This is a genomic window from Pseudomonas sp. Marseille-Q7302 (assembly GCF_965111925.1).
In genome coordinates this window covers 1476598-1493148 of sequence record NZ_CBCOPK010000001.1, presented here as the reverse complement: position 1 = coordinate 1493148, position 16551 = coordinate 1476598, and the positions used below count along the sequence as shown (strand labels likewise).

General features: G+C 61.8%; 15 protein-coding genes. 2 read left to right on the top strand and 13 right to left on the bottom strand.

Annotated elements, in window-relative coordinates:
- Positions 1–4: 4 nt before the first annotated feature.
- The 13 genes from lpxA to rpsB all read right to left on the bottom strand — a co-directional run bounded on the left by lpxA (position 5) and on the right by rpsB (position 12751).
- On the bottom strand, positions 5–781 hold the full coding sequence (lpxA, locus tag ACWPW1_RS06875) for an acyl-ACP--UDP-N-acetylglucosamine O-acyltransferase (protein WP_059314054.1): 777 nt from the start codon (positions 779–781) through the stop codon (positions 5–7).
- Positions 778–1218: a 3-hydroxyacyl-ACP dehydratase FabZ gene (gene fabZ, locus ACWPW1_RS06870; protein ID WP_059314053.1), complete on the bottom strand. Its 441-nt coding sequence runs from the start codon at positions 1216–1218 to the stop codon at positions 778–780. The genes lpxA and fabZ overlap by 4 nt, the downstream gene beginning before the upstream one ends.
- A 45-nt stretch (positions 1219–1263) precedes the next feature.
- A complete protein-coding gene (gene lpxD, locus ACWPW1_RS06865; RefSeq protein ID WP_454252622.1) occupies positions 1264–2337 on the bottom strand; it encodes a UDP-3-O-(3-hydroxymyristoyl)glucosamine N-acyltransferase in 1074 nt (357 codons plus the stop codon).
- A complete protein-coding gene (locus ACWPW1_RS06860; protein WP_271654212.1) occupies positions 2337–2840 on the bottom strand; it encodes an OmpH family outer membrane protein in 504 nt (167 codons plus the stop codon). Before ACWPW1_RS06860 ends, lpxD begins: the two co-directional genes overlap by 1 nt.
- A 38-nt stretch (positions 2841–2878) precedes the next feature.
- Positions 2879–5269 carry an outer membrane protein assembly factor BamA gene (bamA, locus tag ACWPW1_RS06855; RefSeq protein WP_323148223.1) on the bottom strand — a complete coding sequence of 797 codons (2391 nt, stop codon included), beginning with the start codon at positions 5267–5269 and terminating at the stop codon, positions 2879–2881.
- A gap of 73 nt (positions 5270–5342) precedes the next feature.
- Positions 5343–6695, bottom strand: a complete 1353-nt coding sequence (rseP, locus tag ACWPW1_RS06850; RefSeq protein ID WP_454252621.1) for an RIP metalloprotease RseP — start codon at positions 6693–6695, stop codon at positions 5343–5345.
- A 66-nt stretch (positions 6696–6761) separates the two neighbouring features.
- Entirely contained in the window at positions 6762–7943 is a 1182-nt protein-coding gene (gene ispC, locus ACWPW1_RS06845; protein WP_434776045.1) for a 1-deoxy-D-xylulose-5-phosphate reductoisomerase, read from the bottom strand.
- Entirely contained in the window at positions 7940–8755 is an 816-nt protein-coding gene (locus ACWPW1_RS06840) for a phosphatidate cytidylyltransferase (RefSeq protein ID WP_059314047.1), read from the bottom strand. Before ACWPW1_RS06840 ends, ispC begins: the two co-directional genes overlap by 4 nt.
- Entirely contained in the window at positions 8755–9504 is a 750-nt protein-coding gene (gene uppS / locus ACWPW1_RS06835) for a polyprenyl diphosphate synthase (RefSeq protein ID WP_167348558.1), read from the bottom strand. The genes ACWPW1_RS06840 and uppS overlap by 1 nt, the downstream gene beginning before the upstream one ends.
- 18 nt (positions 9505–9522) lie before the next feature.
- The gene (gene frr, locus ACWPW1_RS06830) at positions 9523–10080 is read right to left on the bottom strand and encodes a ribosome recycling factor (protein WP_313647852.1); all 558 of its coding nucleotides are present in this window, start codon (positions 10078–10080) and stop codon (positions 9523–9525) included.
- Positions 10077–10820 (bottom strand): UMP kinase, encoded by a 744-nt coding sequence (gene pyrH, locus ACWPW1_RS06825; RefSeq protein ID WP_059314045.1) that lies wholly within the window; start codon positions 10818–10820, stop codon positions 10077–10079. The genes frr and pyrH overlap by 4 nt, the downstream gene beginning before the upstream one ends.
- Before the next feature lie 192 nt (positions 10821–11012).
- The gene (tsf, locus tag ACWPW1_RS06820) at positions 11013–11882 is read right to left on the bottom strand and encodes a translation elongation factor Ts (RefSeq protein WP_007159493.1); all 870 of its coding nucleotides are present in this window, start codon (positions 11880–11882) and stop codon (positions 11013–11015) included.
- Between the two features lie 131 nt (positions 11883–12013).
- Positions 12014–12751, bottom strand: coding sequence for a 30S ribosomal protein S2 (rpsB, locus tag ACWPW1_RS06815; protein WP_454252620.1), 738 nt, complete (start codon positions 12749–12751; stop codon positions 12014–12016).
- A 285-nt stretch (positions 12752–13036) separates the two neighbouring features.
- Between rpsB and map the strand changes: the two genes are divergently transcribed.
- Positions 13037–13819 (top strand): type I methionyl aminopeptidase, encoded by a 783-nt coding sequence (map, locus tag ACWPW1_RS06810; RefSeq protein WP_271654208.1) that lies wholly within the window; start codon positions 13037–13039, stop codon positions 13817–13819.
- A gap of 10 nt (positions 13820–13829) precedes the next feature.
- Complete coding sequence (locus tag ACWPW1_RS06805; RefSeq protein WP_454252619.1) at positions 13830–16529, top strand: [protein-PII] uridylyltransferase; 2700 nt, start codon at positions 13830–13832, stop codon at positions 16527–16529.
- The last annotated feature ends 22 nt before the right edge of the window (positions 16530–16551 follow it).

Below are 16551 nucleotides of genomic sequence, written 5' to 3'. Positions count from 1 at the left end.
GAACTCAGCGGGTGATGCCACGCGTCGCACTCAGGATGGAGTCACGGAATACCGCCACCTCGGGAAACTGCTGGGCAACCGGCTCCAGCTCCCGCATGGCGTCATCGACGGTCAGCCCCTGGCGATAGACCACCTTGTAGGCGCGGCGCAATTCCTTGATGGCCTCGGCCGAGAAGCCGCGCCGCCGCATGCCTTCGAAATTCATGCTACGGGCTTCGGCCGGGTTACCGAACACCGTGACATAGGCCGGTACATCCTTGCCGATGGCCGTGCCCATGCCGGAAAAGCTGTGGGCGCCAATACGGCAGAATTGATGGACCAGGGTATAGCCGGAGAGAATCGCCCAATCGTCGACATGCACGTGCCCGGCGAGGGCCGTGTTGTTGACCAGGATGCAGTGATTGCCGATCACGCTGTCGTGGCCGATGTGCACATAGGCCATCAGCAGATTGTGATCGCCAATAGTGGTCTCTTCCCGATCCTGCACGGTACCGCGATGGATGGTGACCCCTTCGCGGATGGTGTTGTGATCGCCGATCCGCAACCGGGTCGGTTCGCCCTGATACTTGAGGTCAGGCGTATCCTCGCCGATGGACGAGAATTGGAAGATGCGATTGTGACGCCCGATCATGGTCGGACCCTTGAGGATGACGTGAGGCCCGATGACGGTACCCTCGCCTACCTCCACATCTGGCCCGATGATCGACCAGGGGCCGACCTGGACATCGGCAGCGAGCCGTGCCTTGGGGTCGACGATAGCCCTGGGGTCAATCAACGTCATAGCTTGCGTTCCGCGCAGATGATCTCGGCCGAGCAGACCGGCTTGTCGTCCACACTGGCCCGACATTCGAATTTCCAGATGCCGCGTTTGGTGCTGATAAAGCGAGCGTCGAGCATCAGCTGATCACCCGGCGTCACCGGCTGGCGAAAACGCAGCTTATCCGATCCGACGAAGTAGTACAGGGTGCCGTCGGCCGGCGAGGAATTCATCATCTTGAAGCCGAGGACACCGGCTGCCTGCGCCATGGCCTCGACGATCAGCACGCCCGGCATGATCGGGTGCTGGGGAAAGTGGCCGGTAAAGAACGGCTCATTGATGCTGACGTTCTTGTAGGCACGAATGCGCTTGGCTTCGATATCCAGCTCCAGCACGCGATCCACTAACAGAAAGGGATAGCGATGCGGGAGATATTCACGGATCTCGTTGATGTCCATCATGGTCGGGGAAGGCCTGTTCAGAAAGGGGAAACATCCGATGCAGAATCAAGCATCAGAAGCAGCGTCATCCCGCGAGGTCACGGTAGCAACGATTTTTTCCAGATGTTGCAGACGGCGAGCCATGTCGTCGAGGTGACGAATCCGCGCGGCGCTTTTCTTCCACTCACCGGCCGGCTGCATGGCCGTACCGGAGGAATAGGCACCGGGCTCGGTAATCGAGCGAGTCACCATGGTCATACCGGTGACGAACACGTTGTCGCACACCTCGATATGACCGACCATGCCCACGCCGCCGGCGATGGTGCAGTGTTTGCCGATCTTGGTACTGCCAGAGATGCCGACACAGGCGGCCATGGCGGTGTGCTCACCGACCTGGACGTTGTGCGCGATCATGATCTGGTTGTCGAGCTTGACGCCATTGCTGATGATCGTGTTCGCCAGGGCGCCACGGTCGATGGTGGTATTGGCCCCGATCTCGACGTCGTCGCCGATCAGCACCCCACCCAGCTGGGCGATCTTTTGCCACTGGCCGCGCTCGCTGGCGAAGCCGAAGCCTTCCGCGCCGATCACGGCGCCGGATTGCACCACTGCCCGTTCGCCGATGATCACGTCGTGATAGAGCGTGACCCGTGGCGCCAGCCAGCTGTCTGCACCAATGACGCTGCGCGCACCCACTACGCAGTGAGCTCCCAGACTCACGCCAGCACCGATGTGCGCCTGTGCCTCGATCACCACATAGGGGCCAATGGCCGCCGTCGGATCGACCTGGGCATCCGCGGCGACGAGCGCCGTGGGATGGATGCCGGCCGCGCTACGTGGCTTGCGGTCGAACAGATGGGACAGCCGTGCATAGGCCAGATAGGGATTGGCCAGAATAAGGGCATCGCCAGCATAGCCGTCGGCGTCCTTTTCCGTGAGCAGCACCGCCCCAGCCTGGGTGTCGGCCAGATAGCGGCGATACTGCGGATTGGCAAGAAAACTCAGCTGGTCAGCAGCGGCCTCTGGCAGGGTAGCCAGGCCGGTTACCAGGCGCTCGGGCGAACCGCGTAATTCCACGGTCAACTGGCGGCTTTCCAGCCATTGCGCCAGCTCGCCCAGCGTAAAGGTCGTATGGCTCATTAACGACCCGCGTTCATGCGCTCGATGACCTGGCGCGTGATGTCGTACTGCGGCTTCACGTCCACCACGGCACCGCGCTCGAGCACCAGATCGTAATCACCCTTCTTCAGCACCTCTTCCACGGCCTTGTCCAGGCGCGGCTTGAGCAGCTTGAGCATGTCACGGTCGGACGCGGCCTTGGCATCGTTGAGTTCCTTGGACTGGAACTGGAAATCCCGGGCTTTCTGACGGAAATCATTTTCCAGACGGGTGCGCTCGGCCTGGGCCATCTTGTCACCGCCCTTGTTGAGCTTGTCCTGGATATCCTTGGCCGAGCCTTCCAGACTCTTCAGCTTGTTCAGCTGGGGACCGAATTTCTTTTCGGAATCGACCGCGTACTTCTTGGCGGCGTCCGACTCCAGCAGGGCCATCTGGTAGTTCAGCACGGCGATCTTGGTATCGGCGAAAACCGGAGCGGCAACGAGAACGGCAGCGAACAGAGCGTAACGGGTGTACTTGTGCACAGTTGACTCCTGCGTAAAGCGCAAAGGTGTAGCCTGGGTCAGAACGTCTGACCCAGCGAGAACTGGAAGACCTGCGGGTCGGAGTTGGTCGGCTTCTTGACTGGCACGCCGAGGCTGAAGCTGAGCGGACCCAGAGCGGTAACCCAGGTCACACCGACACCGACGGAGCTAGCCATGTTGGAGAAGCTGACATCGCCGCAGTTCTTCGTCGAGCCCAGGTAGCATTTGGTGCTGAACACATTACCCACGTCCCAGAACAGCACGGTCCGCAGGCTCTTCTGATCCTTCACGAAGGGCAAGGGGAACAGGTATTCCATACCACCGGTGATGAGGACGTTGCCACCAAAGGCCTCGTCGTTCTCCCGATCACGATAACCCTGGCCCTGAGCTTTATATTTGGTAGATGTAGGATCATTTTGATCCTGCAACTGAGGCGGCGTTGTCCGTGGACCCAAGCTGCTGTCCTCGAAGCCTCTAACCGAGTTGAAACCCCCAGCATAGTAGTTTTCGTAGAACGGCAGGCCGTCGGTGCTGCCATAGCCGTCGCCGTAACCCAGCTCGGTATGGAAGCGTAGCGCGGTGTTGTCGGTCAGCGGCGTGAACAACTGGCCCCGGTAGTCGAGCTTGTAGAAGCTCAGGTCGCTGCCTGGAATGGTGATCTGACCGGTCAGGCTTTGGGAGGCACCCCGGGTCGGCAGGACGCCGCGGTTCAGCGTCGAGCTCGACCAGCCGATGCTGGCCTTGAAGTTGGTGAAGTTATCCCCTTCGCGCTGGACGAAATCGTAGATCTCGTCGGCACTGTAGGTACCGGGATTGATCTCGTCTTTCTGCACGCTCAGACCATAGGTCAGGCGCGAGGTCTCGCTGATCGGATAGCCCAGGGTGACACCGCTACCCAGGCTGTTGATCGAGTAGTAAGAGACGTCACTGTCGTACAGTTTGCTGTAGTCGGTGCTGCGATAGAAGATGTTGTAACCCAGGCTCACGCCGTCCGGGGTGAAGTACGGGTCGGTGAAGCTGAAGTTGTAGCGACTCTGGTACTGGGAACGGGTTAGACCGATGCTGACCTGGTTGCCGGTACCCAGGAAGTTGTTCTGGCTGATGGATCCACCGAGGATCAGACCGGCGCTCTGGGCGAAGCCGATGCTGGCGGTGATGGAGCCTGACGGCTGCTCCTCGACGTTATAGTTGACGTCGACCATGTCATCAGTGCCTGGTACCTGGGGCGTCTCGACCTTGACTTCCTTGAAGTACCCCAGGCGCTCGAGGCGGGTCTTGGACTGGTCGATGAGATAGGTGGAAGCCCAACCGCCTTCCATCTGGCGCATCTCGCGACGCAGCACCTCGTCCTCGGTCTTGGTGTTGCCGCGGAAGTTGATGCGATTGACGTAGGCACGCTTGCCCGGATCGACCACATAGGTCAGGGACACGCTGTGGTCGTCGTCATGGGGCTCGGGCAAGCCGTTGACGTTGGCGAAGGTGTAGCCCTCGTTGCCCAGGCGGCGGGTGATCAGGTCCGAGGTGCTGGTCATGACCTTGCGCGAGAAAACCTGGCCCGGCTGGACCAGCATCAGTTTGCGCAGCTCTTCCTCCGGCACCTTGAGGTCGCCGGACAGCTTGACTTCACGAACGGTGTACTTCTGCCCTTCGTTGACGTTGACCGTGATGTAGACGTGCTTCTTGTCGGGCGTGATGGACACCTGGGTCGAGGTGATGTCCATGTTGATGTAGCCGCGGTCCAAGTAATAGGAACGCAGACGCTCGAGGTCACCCGCCAACTTTTCCCGGGAGTATTTGTCATCGTTACGGAAGAAGGACAACCAGTTGCTCGGCTTGAGCTCGAACAGCGAGGTGAGGTCGTCTTCGGCAAAGACCGTGTTGCCCACCACGTTGACGTGGGAGATGGTCGCGACCTCGCCCTCGTTGATGGTGATCTTCAGTTGCACGCGATTGCGAGGCTGGGGTACCACTTCAGCATCGATGCTGGCGGAATAACGGCCCTGGGCGACGTACTGGCGCAGCAGTTCATTGCGCACCCCTTCCAGCGTCGCACGCTGGAAAATCTCACCCTCGGCGAGACCAGCCTGCTTGAGACCCTTCATCAGGTCGTCGCTGGAGATCGCCTTGTTGCCTTCCAGGGTGATACTGGAAATGGAAGGACGCTCGACCAGGTTCACGACCAGGACGTTACCGTCACGACCCAGCTGGATGTCCTGGAAGAATCCGGTACGGAAGAGGGAACGGGAAGCCTCGGCCAATTTGTTGTCGTCAACGGCCTCGCCCACGTTCAGCGGCAAGGCGCCAAAGACGCTGCCGGACGATACACGTTGCAATCCGTTGACGCGGATATCGGAGATGGTGAAGGACTCGGCGTGTACCTCGCCGATCATCAGCGCGGCTATTACCGCAGGTAGCAGCAGGCGTTTCATGAGTCCCTTTTATTCCAACTGGCAAATAAAGAATCTGCCGCACTGGGCGGCAGATTCGGCAATCAGCAGAGTGTCAGAGGCGACCGAGGTCATTGACCAAGGCCAGCAGCATCACACCCACGACGAGGCTAATACCGATCTGCATGCCCCATGTCTGCACACGCTCGGACAAGGGCCGCCCGCGAATCCACTCGACGAAGTAGAACACCAGGTGACCACCGTCGAGCACAGGGATAGGCAACAGATTCAGAACCCCCAGGCTTATGCTCAGGTACGCCAGAAAATTGAGGAAATCCCCCAGGCCTGACTGAGCCGAAGCGCCCGCCACTTTAGCAATGGTTATCGGCCCGCTCAAGTTTTTTACCGAGAGCTCTCCCAAGAGCATCTTCTTCAGAGAAACCAGCGTGAGCACGCTCATCTGCCAGGTTCGGCCGATGCCTTCACCCACGGCGGCCACCGGTCCATAGCTAATTTCGCGAACCATGTCCGCTGGCCATTTGACCGGCGCCACACCGGCGCCCAGATAGCCGGACTCGGTAGCATCGACATGGCGCGCTCCAAGGCGAAGGGAAACGTCCTGCTGCTGACCCTGGCGTTCGTAAGTCACCTTGACCTGCTGATTGGGATGGGCTCGCACCCAGTCCACCGCCTGCTGCCAGTCCTTGATGGCCGTCTCGTTCAACGCGATCAGGCGGTCGCCGGTCTGCAGGCCAGCGGCCTGGGCAGGACCCGCCGGATCCAGCTCGGCGAAGACAGCGGGGATTTCTGGCCGCCAGGGTTTCAGGCCCAATGCCTGAATCGGATCGGGATCTTCCGCACCGCGTAGCCAGGAGTGGAGTTCGATGATGCTATTCTGCTCCACGGTGGTCCCTGGAACCGTATAGCGGATGCGCAGCGGACCGCTTTCACCCAGACGATCGACCAGACGCAGGTTGACGGCGGACCAGCTGTCCACGGCAGCGTCATCGATCGCGGTCAGCTCCGCCCCGACCGGGATGCCGGCAGTCGCAGCCGGTGTATCGGCTGCTATCGCCCCCACGACCGGACGCGGTTGCTGGGAGCCCAGCATGGCCAGCAACCAGAAGAACAGGATGGCGAGCAGGAAATTGGCGATCGGACCGGCGGCCACGATGGCGATGCGCTGGCGCACCGTCTTGCGGTTGAAGGCGGCATGCTGCTCTTCGGGCGGGACGGGTGCTTCGCGCTCGTCCAGCATCTTCACGTAGCCACCCAGGGGGATGGCCGCCACCACGAATTCGGTACCGTACCGGTCGTGCCAGCGCAGCAGTGGCTTGCCGAAGCCTACGGAAAAGCGCAGGACCTTGACGCCGCACCGGCGCGCGGTCCAGAAATGGCCATACTCGTGAATGGTCACCAAGACGCCCAGGGCGATCAGGGTTCCCAGTATCGTATAAAGGATGGACATTGGCTGCCTCCGCTACCTCAGTGTGCAGATTCTGCGGACTCGCAGGCCAGGTGTCGAGGCGCAGGATCAGCGCCTTGACAACCACTCCCGGGCCAGCTGCCGAGCGGTATTGTCGGCCGCGAAGACCGCTTCCAGATCGGCGGCCGGACAGGGCTCGACACCCTTGAGCACGGACTCGATCAGTTGCGGGATCTCGGTAAAACCCAGTTGACCCGCGAGAAAGGCCTCGACGGCGACCTCGTTGGCGGCATTGAGCGTCGCCGGCATGCAACCGCCCGCCTGAGCGGCTTCGCGCGCCAAGCGCAGACACGGAAAGCGCGCTTCATCGGGCCGCTCGAATTCGAGCCGGCTGATGTCGAACAGGTTCAGGGGCGCCACCCCGGAGCCGATACGCTCCGGCCATGCCAGGGCATGGGCGATGGGAGTGCGCATGTCGGGGTTGCCGAGCTGAGCCAGCACCGAACCGTCTACATAGTCCACCAGAGAGTGGATGACGCTCTGGGGATGGATGACCACCTCGACCTGCTCCGGCGTCGCCTCGAACAGCCAGCAGGCCTCGATCAGCTCCAGCCCCTTGTTCATCAGGGTGGCCGAATCCACCGAAATCTTGCGCCCCATCGACCACTTGGGATGAGCGCAGGCCTGATCCGGTGTCACTCCGATCAACTCTTCGGCCGGTGTCTCACGGAACGGGCCGCCCGAGGCCGTGAGCAAGATTCGGCGCACGCCCTTGCGGGCCAACCCCGGCGTCGCCGGATCGGCCAGGCACTGGAAAATCGCATTGTGCTCGCTGTCGATGGGTAACAGGGTCGCGCCGCTGGTCTGCACCGCCTCGATGAAGAGGGCGCCGCTCATGACCAGGGCTTCCTTGTTGGCGAGCAGCACGCGCTTGCCGGCCTTGACCGCGGCCAATGTCGGTTTGAGTCCCGCCGCGCCAACAATCGCCGCCATGACGGTGTCGACCTCGGGATGGGCAGCGATGAACTCCAGACCCGCCTCCCCTACCAAGATCTCAGGGAGCGCCTGGGCGCCCTGCAGCAGACCGGCCAGCCGGTCGGCGGAGGCCTGGTCCGGCACGGCGGCGTAGACCGGCTGGAAGCGACGGCAGAGCTCGGCCAGCTCGTTCAGACGGCGATGGCCGCTGAGGGCAAGGATCTGATAACGGTCAGGATGCTGCGCCACGACATCCAGGGTGCTGGCGCCGATGGATCCCGTGGCACCCAGGACGCAGAGCCGCTGGACGTTCACTGGACACCCCAGCCAGCCCACCAGAGCAGCAAGGCGAACAGCGGGACGGCGGCGGTAAGGCTGTCGATACGATCCAGCACGCCGCCGTGCCCTGGCAGCAGCTGACTACTGTCCTTGAGTCCGGCCTGACGCTTGAACATGCTTTCGGTGAGGTCGCCCACCACGGAGATTAGCACCACGCAGGCGGCGCCAAGGAGCGCCTGCAGCAGGTCACCAAAACCCCAGCCGCGGACCAAGCCCAGCACCAGAGTGGCCACCAGCGCGGCGGCCAGGCCACCATAGAGCCCTTCCCAGCTCTTGCCCGGACTTACGGCTGGCGCCAGCTTGCGCTTGCCAAAGGCCCGTCCGGAAAAATAGGCGAAGATGTCGGCGAGCCACACCAGCATCATCACTTCGAGAATCAGCAGATTGCCGCCCGGCGCAGCCTTGAGCAGCATCAGCCCCTGCCAGGCCGGCACCAGCACCACCAGCCCGATCAGCAGACGTCGCCAGGAAGCCTGCCAGGCCCGAGCGCTATCGGGATAGGTCAGTACCAACACGGTCGCGTACAGCCACCAGGCGAGACTGATGAACAGCAGGCCGTGCGCGCCGGCAGGCATCCACCAGCAAAGCAACAAGGCCAGGGCGACCACGGCGGCATAGGCGCAACGCAGCGGCTGAGCCTCCAGCCCCGCCAAGCGCGCCCATTCCCAGGCACCCAAGACAACGACCGCACCGATGAACAGAGCGAAGGCCGCTCCTTCCAGCCAGAAGAATCCGGCCAGCGCGATGGGCAGGAGCACCATCGCCGTGATAACTCGCTGCTTCAGCATTAGGCGCGTAGCTCCGCTTCCACCTGTTCGCAGGTCCTGCCGAACCGCCGCTGGCGGGTGGCAAAGTCGGCCAGGGCGGCGTGCATGGCCTCGTGCTTGAAGTCCGGCCAGAACAGGTCGGAGAAATACAGCTCGGCATAGGCGATCTGCCAGAGCAGGAAGTTGCTCACCCGCCGTTCTCCGCCAGTACGGATGCAGAGGTCGGGCAAAGGCAGATCGGCGGTCGCCAGGCAACCCTGCAACAGTTCCGGCGTGATGGCCGCGGGCTGTAGAGTGCCCTGCTGAACCTGCAGCGCCAGTTGCTGGGCAGCCTGGGTGATATCCCATTGCCCGCCATAATTGGCCGCGATCTGCAGCACGAATCGGGTGTGGTGGGCGGTGAGCGCCTCGACTTCCGCCATGGCAGCCTGCAGTTCCGGATGGAACAGCGAGCGATCGCCAACGATGCGCAGCCGAATGCCGTTCTGGTGCAGCTTCTTGGCTTCCCGCCGCAAGGCGGAAAGGAAAAGCTCCATCAGGGCGCCAACCTCGTCGGCCGGACGCCGCCAGTTCTCGCTGGAAAAGGCGAACAGCGTCAGCACCTCGACGCCCGCATCGCCGCAGACCTCGATCACCGCCCGAACAGCGTCCACTCCGGCTTTGTGACCGGCGACACCCGGCAGCAACCGACGGCGCGCCCAGCGATTGTTCCCATCCATGATGATCGCCACGTGACGTGGCACCACCTTGCCTGGCTTGCTCATGCCCATGCTACATCCCAACCGTTGTCAAACAGCCATCAAGTCGGCTTCCTTGGCCTCCAGAGCCTTGTCCACCTCGGCGACGAATTTATCAGTCAGCTTCTGGACGTCATCCTGAGCACGACGATCCTCGTCTTCACTGATTTCTTTTTCCTTGAGCAGGTCCTTGAGCTGAGCCAGGGCATCGCGACGGATGTTGCGCACGGAGACCCGTGCCTGCTCGGCTTCGGCACGCGCCTGCTTGGTGAAGCCCTTCCGCGTCTCTTCGGTCAGCGCCGGCATCGGCACGCGAATGGTGGTGCCCGCAGTGGCCGGATTGAGGCCCAGGTCCGAGGTCATGATGGCTTTTTCCACGGCCTGGATCATGCTCTTGTCGAACACATTCAAGGCCAGGGTCCGCGAATCCTCGACGTTGACGTTGGCCACCTGACGCAGTGGGGTATCGCTGCCGTAGTAAGACACCATGACGCTGTCCAGGATGCTCGGGTGAGCGCGTCCGGTACGGATCTTGGCAAAGGCGTGGCCCAGGGCTTCCAGGGTCTTGGTCATGCGCGCCTGCGCATCCTTCTTGATCTCGTCAATCATGCTGCTCCCTCCTCGATCAGGGTACCCTCGCCACCACCCACCACGATGTTGAGCAGGGCGCCGGGCTTGTTCATGTTGAAAACCCGCAGAGGCATGTTGTGATCACGGCAGAGACAGATAGCCGTGAGATCCATGACGCCCAGCTTGCGGTCGAGCACCTCGTCGTAGGTCAGGCGCTCGAATTTTTCGGCATTGGGATCCTTGAAGGGATCAGCCGTGTATACACCATCCACCTTGGTGGCCTTGAGCACCAGATCGGCCTCCACCTCGATCGCACGCAGGCAGGCGGCGGAATCGGTGGTGAAGAACGGATTGCCGGTACCGGCGGAGAAGATGACCACTTCGCCACCCTTCAACTGACGCAATGCCTTGCGGCGATCGTACTGGTCAGTCACGCCGACCATGGAAATGGCGGACATCACCGTGGCGGGAATGTTGGAGCGCTCTAGGGCGTCGCGCATGGCCAGGGCGTTCATCACGGTAGCCAGCATGCCCATGTGGTCGCCGGTCACCCGGTCCATGCCCACGGCGGACAGCGCCGCACCGCGGAACAGGTTGCCACCGCCGATCACCAGACCGACCTGGACACCAATGCCCACCAGCTGGCCGATTTCCAGCGACATGCGATCCAGCACCTTCGGATCGATCCCGAAGTCTTCACTTCCCATCAGGGCTTCGCCACTGAGCTTCAGCAGAATACGCTTGTAACGGGGTTGGCGACCACTCATCTGCTGTGCCATTCACTCTCTCCTGTGGCGATGAACATGTGCGGGGGATTTTGATCCTGCGATAGGAAAGCGCAACCGCAGTTGCGTTCACTCCAATCGGCAAAAAACTCCTTGGGAGGCGAGAAACTAGACCTGCCTACCACTTTGACAAAGAGGCCGCGCGCTCGAAGCGGGCGGCCTCCTGGTCAACGGCGGATGCCGGGCTTACTGCTTGCTGGCAGCCAGCTGGGCAGCCACTTCGGCAGCGAAGTCGACTTCGGCCTTCTCGATGCCTTCGCCCACTTCGTAGCGTACGAAGGAGACGATCTCGGCGCCGGCTTTCTTGGCCAGCTCACCGACCTTGACTTCCGGATCCTTGATGAAGGGCTGCTCAACCAGGCTGGCTTCGGCCAGGAACTTGTTGATACGACCCTTGACCATGTTCTCCACGATGTTTTCCGGCTTGCCGGCGATCTTGTCGGCGTTCAGCGCCAGGAAAATTTCCTTTTCCTTGGCGACAGCTTCTTCGGAAACCTGGGAGGGATTCAGGAACTGGGGGTTGCTCGCCGCGACGTGCATGGCGATTTCCTTGGCCAGTTCGGCGGTACCACCCTGCAGGGTAACGACCACACCGATGCGGTGACCGTGCAGGTAGGCGCCAACGACATCGCCTTCGACACGGGTCAGGCGACGGATGTTGACGTTCTCGCCACACTTGGCGACCAGCGCCTCACGAGCAGCTTCCTGAGCGGCGATCAGCGGAGCGGCATCGCTCATCTTCTCGGCAAAGGCCTTGTCCAGGCTGGCGGCGACGAAACCCTTGAAGTCGTCCTGCAGAGCCAGGAAATCGGTCTGGGAGTTGACTTCGATGATGACGGCAGCCTTGTGGTCATCAGCGACCTTGACCGCGATGGAGCCTTCGGCAGCCACGTTACCGGCCTTCTTGGCAGCCTTGATGGCGCCAGCGGCACGCATGTCGTCGATGGCTTTCTCGATGTCGCCACCGGCAGCGGCCAGGGCCTTCTTGCAATCCATCATGCCTTGGCCGGTGCGCTCGCGCAGTTCTTTGACCAGGGCTGCAGTGATTTCTGCCATGTTTGAAATCCTCTTGAATCGGTTTCGAGGTCACTCCGCACAGAGACGGAGCCAATGAAACGCCAGTAGGCAAAAAGGGGGCTAGGCCCCCTTCTCGCACGTCGAACCGCTCGACCCTAGGGTCGAAATGCTCAGCCCTCGACGGCTTCGGCAACGGGTTCTTCGACGAATTGCTCGTTGGCACCGCCGTTGCTGCCGCCACGGATCACGGCATCGGCAACGCTGCTCAGGTACAGAGTAACGGCGCGGAAGGCGTCATCGTTGCCGGGGATGATGTAGTCAACACCTTCCGGGCTGCTGTTGGTATCGACGACGCCGATGACCGGGATGCCCAGCTTGTTGGCTTCGGTGATGGCGATGCGCTCGTGGTCAACGTCGACCACGAACAGGGCATCCGGCAGACCGCCCATGTCCTTGATACCACCCAGGCTGCGCTCGAGCTTTTCGAGGTCGCGGGTACGCATCAGGGCTTCTTTCTTGGTCAGCTTGTCGAAAGTACCGTCCTGGGACTGGACTTCCAGATCACGCAGACGCTTGATCGAGGCACGGATGGTCTTGTAGTTGGTCAGCATGCCGCCCAACCAGCGATGATCGACGAAGGGCTGACCGCAACGCGCGGCTTCTTCGCGAACGATCTTGCCGGCGGCGCGCTTGGTGCCGACGAACAGGATCTTGTTCTTGCCGGACGCCAGGCGCTCAACGAAGGTCAGGGCCTCGTTGAACATCGGCAGGGTTTTTTCGAGGTTGATGATGTGGATCTTGTTGCGCGCACCGAAGATGTACTTGCCCATCTTCGGGTTCCAGTAACGGGTTTGGTGGCCGAAATGCACGCCGGCTTTCAGCATGTCACGCATGGAGACTTGAGACATTTAGATGTTCCTCGTAGTCGGGTTGGGCCTCCACGCATCCCAATGACCAACTTCCCTTGGGAAGCACCCAGGTCATCGTGTCGATGCGTGTGTGGGGTTAGGAGCGCTAAAGGGCAGAGCCCCGAAAAAGCGCGCGACTTTATATCACGCCTTATCGGATATCACCAGCGGCGATTGGTGGACACCGGAGATCCGGGGTGCCGCCGGTGGCCACAGCAAGGGCACTAGCTCTGATAGAATAACGGATCGAAAGCTAACACCCGGCGTGATACCTAGAGATTTCCGATGACCGTCATCCTCAAGACCCCTGAAGACATCGCCAAGATGCGCGTCGCCGGCCAATTGGCCGCCGAGGTGCTCGAAATGCTGGACGAACACGTGCGTCCCGGCATCACTACCGAAGAACTGGATCGACTGGCCCACGACTATATCGTCAACGTGCAGCAGGCCATTCCTGCCCCGCTGAACTACAAGGGCTACCCCAAATCCATCTGCACCTCGCTGAACCACGTGGTCTGCCATGGCATTCCCAATGACAAGCCACTCAAGAGCGGCGACATCATGAACGTGGACATCACCGTGATCAAAGATGGCTATCACGGGGATACCAGCAAGATGTACCTGGTAGGTGACGTTCCCGAGTGGGCCGGCCGCCTCTGCCAGGTCACCCAGGAGTGCCTCTACAAGGGCATCGAACTCGTCCGTCCCGGCGCGCGTCTGGGCGACATCGGCGAGGTCATCCAGAAATATGCCGAGAAGAACGGCTTCTCGGTGGTCCGCGAATACTGCGGTCACGGCATCGGCAAGGGTTTCCACGAGGAGCCGCAGGTGGTGCATTACGGCCGCGCCGGCACTGGCCTCGAGCTGCAGGCCGGGATGATCTTCACCATCGAGCCGATGATCAACCAGGGCCGCTACGAGACCCGCCTGCTGGGCGATGGCTGGACCGCCATCACCAAGGACCGCAAGCTGTCCGCGCAGTGGGAACACACGGTGCTGGTCACCGAAGAGGGTTACGAGATCCTGACCCTGAGAAAGGACGAAACCTTTCCCCGCGTTTCTGCGTGAGTGAGCGCCCATGCCCCAGGTCGATTCGGAGTTGTTCGACGCCGGCCAGTTCCAGGCTGAGCTTTCGCTGAAAGCCAGCCCTCTCGCGGCCTTCAAGAAATTCATCCGGGCCGCGAACGCCACCCTGGATGCCCGTTTCCTGGCCGGACGCAGCGTGCGTCGCCTGGTCGAGGATCGCGCCTGGTTCATCGATCAGTTACTCACGGCGGCCTGGAATCGCTTCAGTTGGCCGTCTGACGGCATCGCCCTGCTCGCCGTAGGCGGCTATGGCCGCGGCGAACTGCATCCACACTCGGATATCGACCTGCTCATCCTGCTCGCCGAAGAAGAGCAGGAGCGCTTCCGCGCATCCATCGAAGGCTTCCTGACCCTGCTATGGGACGTGGGCCTGGCCGTGGGGCAGAGCGTCCGGTCTCTGCGCGAATGCACTACCGAGGCCCTGGCCGACCTGACGGTGATCACCAACCTGATGGAAAGCCGCACCCTAGCTGGCCCCGAGCACCTGCGCCAGGCGATGCTGGCGGCGACCGGCGTCGAGCATCTCTGGCCCGGACGCGCCTTCTACCTGGCCAAGCGTGCCGAACAGAGCGCGCGGCACGCGAAGTACAACGACACCGAATACAACCTCGAACCCAATGTGAAGGGTTCACCGGGTGGTCTGCGCGATATCCAGACACTGCTGTGGATCGCCCGGCGCCAGTTCGGCACCCTCAATCTACAGGCACTGGTAGGCCAGGGCTTTCTGACCGAAAGCGAATGCGGCCTGCTGACCTCGGCACAGGAGTACCTATGGAAGGTCCGCTATGCCCTGCACATGCTCGCCGGTCGCGCCGAGGACCGCCTGCTGTTCGACCACCAGCGGCGCATCGCCAATCTGCTCGGTTACGAGGACAACGACGCCAAGCTCGCGGTAGAACGCTTCATGCAGAAGTACTACCGGGTGGTGATGGACGTCTCCCAGCTCAGCGACGTGGTGATGCAGCACTTCGAGGAAGTGAATCTGCGCGACGAGCAGGTGCCTGCCGCGGTCACCCCGCTCAACAACAGGTTCCAGATCCGTAACGGCTATCTCGAGGTGGTGCATCCCCAGGTCTTCCTGCGCACCCCCTTCGCCCTGATGGAGCTGTTCGTCCTGCTGGCGCAGAACCCTGCGATCAAGGGACCGAGCGCCGGTACCATCCGCCTGCTACGCGACAGCCGTCACCTGATCGATGACGCCTTCCGCCAGGACATTCGCAACACCAGCCTGTTCATCGAGCTGCTCAAGAGCGAATCCGGCATCCACCGCAATCTGCGGCGCATGAATCGTTATGGCCTGCTGGGGCTCTACCTGCCCGAATTCGGCCAGATCGTCGGGCAGATGCAGCACGACCTCTTCCACATCTATACGGTCGACGCCCATACCCTCAATCTCATCAAGCACCTGCGCAAGATGAGCTACGACGTCCTCGCCGAGAAGTATCCGCTGGCGACGCGGGTGATCCACAAGCTGCCCAAGCCGGAGCTGATCTATGTCGCCGGCCTCTACCACGACATCGCCAAGGGTCGTGGTGGCGATCACTCGGAGCTGGGCGCGGAAGACGTGGAAGCCTTCGGTCGCCGCCACCAGTTGCCGGAGTGGGACACCCGTCTGGTCAGCTGGCTGGTACGCAACCACCTGGTGATGTCCACCACCGCCCAGCGCAAGGATCTCTCCGATCCCCAGGTCATCCACGACTTCGCCCTAACCGTTGGCGACCACACCCACCTGGACTATCTGTATGTCCTGACCGTGGCCGACATCACCGCGACCAATCCGTCGCTATGGAACTCCTGGCGCGCCACCCTGCTCCGCCAGCTATACACCGAGACCAAGCGTGCCCTGCGTCGGGGCCTGGAGAATCCGGTCAACCGCGAGGAGCAGATCCGCAGTACCCAGCAATCGGCATTGGATACCCTGATGCGTCGCGGCATCGATGCCGATGACGCCGAGCAGCTCTGGTCGCAGCTGGGTGATACCTACTTCCTGCGCCACACCGCATTGGACGTCGCCTGGCACACCGAGGCCATCCTTGGCCATAGCGATACCGCCGAGCCGCTGGTGCTGATCCGCGAGACCACCCAGCGTGACTCCGAGGGCGGCACCCAGATCTTCATCTATGCCGCGGACCAGCACGACTTCTTCGCGGTGACCGTGGCGGTGATGGATCAGCTCAACCTGAACATTCAGGACGCACGCATCATCACCTCCAGCAGCCAGTTCACCCTGGACACCTACATCGTGCTGGATACCGATGGCGGCTCGATTGGCAACAATCCCGCGCGTATCGCCCAGATCCGCGCCGGCCTGATCGAGGCGCTCAAGCATCCGGAAGAATACCCGAGCATCATCAATCGGCGCGTGACCCGCCAGCTCAAGCATTTCGCCTTTTCGCCCCAGGTGAACATCTATACCGACACCACGCGCTCGGCGAGCCTCATCGAACTGACGGCGCCCGACCGACCCGGCCTGCTGGCGCGGGTGGGACGGATCTTCCTCGATTTCGACCTGTCCGTGCTCAACGCCAAGATCGCCACCCTCGGCGAGCGCGTGGAAGACGTCTTCTACGTGACCAACGCCGACGGTCGCCCACTGTCTGACCCCAGCCTCTGCGCCGCGCTGCAGCAAGCCCTGATCAAGCAGCTGGGCGAGCGGGACAGCCAGACACCACTCAGTCGCATCAGCATCTAGTCTCGAACGAAGGACCACCCGA

What these genes read in the sequence shown, in the direction of transcription:
- lpxA (WP_059314054.1), bottom strand. Translation starts at nt 781, where the DNA reads ATGACGTTGATTGACCCCAGGGCTATCGTCGACCCCAAGGCACGGCTC.
- fabZ (WP_059314053.1), bottom strand. Translation starts at nt 1,218, where the DNA reads ATGATGGACATCAACGAGATCCGTGAATATCTCCCGCATCGCTATCCC.
- lpxD (WP_454252622.1), bottom strand. Translation starts at nt 2,337, where the DNA reads ATGAGCCATACGACCTTTACGCTGGGCGAGCTGGCGCAATGGCTGGAA.
- bamA (WP_323148223.1), bottom strand. Translation starts at nt 5,269, where the DNA reads ATGAAACGCCTGCTGCTACCTGCGGTAATAGCCGCGCTGATGATCGGC.
- rseP (WP_454252621.1), bottom strand. Translation starts at nt 6,695, where the DNA reads ATGTCCATCCTTTATACGATACTGGGAACCCTGATCGCCCTGGGCGTC.
- ACWPW1_RS06840 (WP_059314047.1), bottom strand. Translation starts at nt 8,755, where the DNA reads ATGCTGAAGCAGCGAGTTATCACGGCGATGGTGCTCCTGCCCATCGCG.
- uppS (WP_167348558.1), bottom strand. Translation starts at nt 9,504, where the DNA reads ATGGGCATGAGCAAGCCAGGCAAGGTGGTGCCACGTCACGTGGCGATC.
- frr (WP_313647852.1), bottom strand. Translation starts at nt 10,080, where the DNA reads ATGATTGACGAGATCAAGAAGGATGCGCAGGCGCGCATGACCAAGACC.
- pyrH (WP_059314045.1), bottom strand. Translation starts at nt 10,820, where the DNA reads ATGGCACAGCAGATGAGTGGTCGCCAACCCCGTTACAAGCGTATTCTG.
- tsf (WP_007159493.1), bottom strand. Translation starts at nt 11,882, where the DNA reads ATGGCAGAAATCACTGCAGCCCTGGTCAAAGAACTGCGCGAGCGCACC.
- rpsB (WP_454252620.1), bottom strand. Translation starts at nt 12,751, where the DNA reads ATGTCTCAAGTCTCCATGCGTGACATGCTGAAAGCCGGCGTGCATTTC.
- map (WP_271654208.1), top strand. Translation starts at nt 13,037, where the DNA reads ATGACCGTCATCCTCAAGACCCCTGAAGACATCGCCAAGATGCGCGTC.
- ACWPW1_RS06805 (WP_454252619.1), top strand. Translation starts at nt 13,830, where the DNA reads ATGCCCCAGGTCGATTCGGAGTTGTTCGACGCCGGCCAGTTCCAGGCT.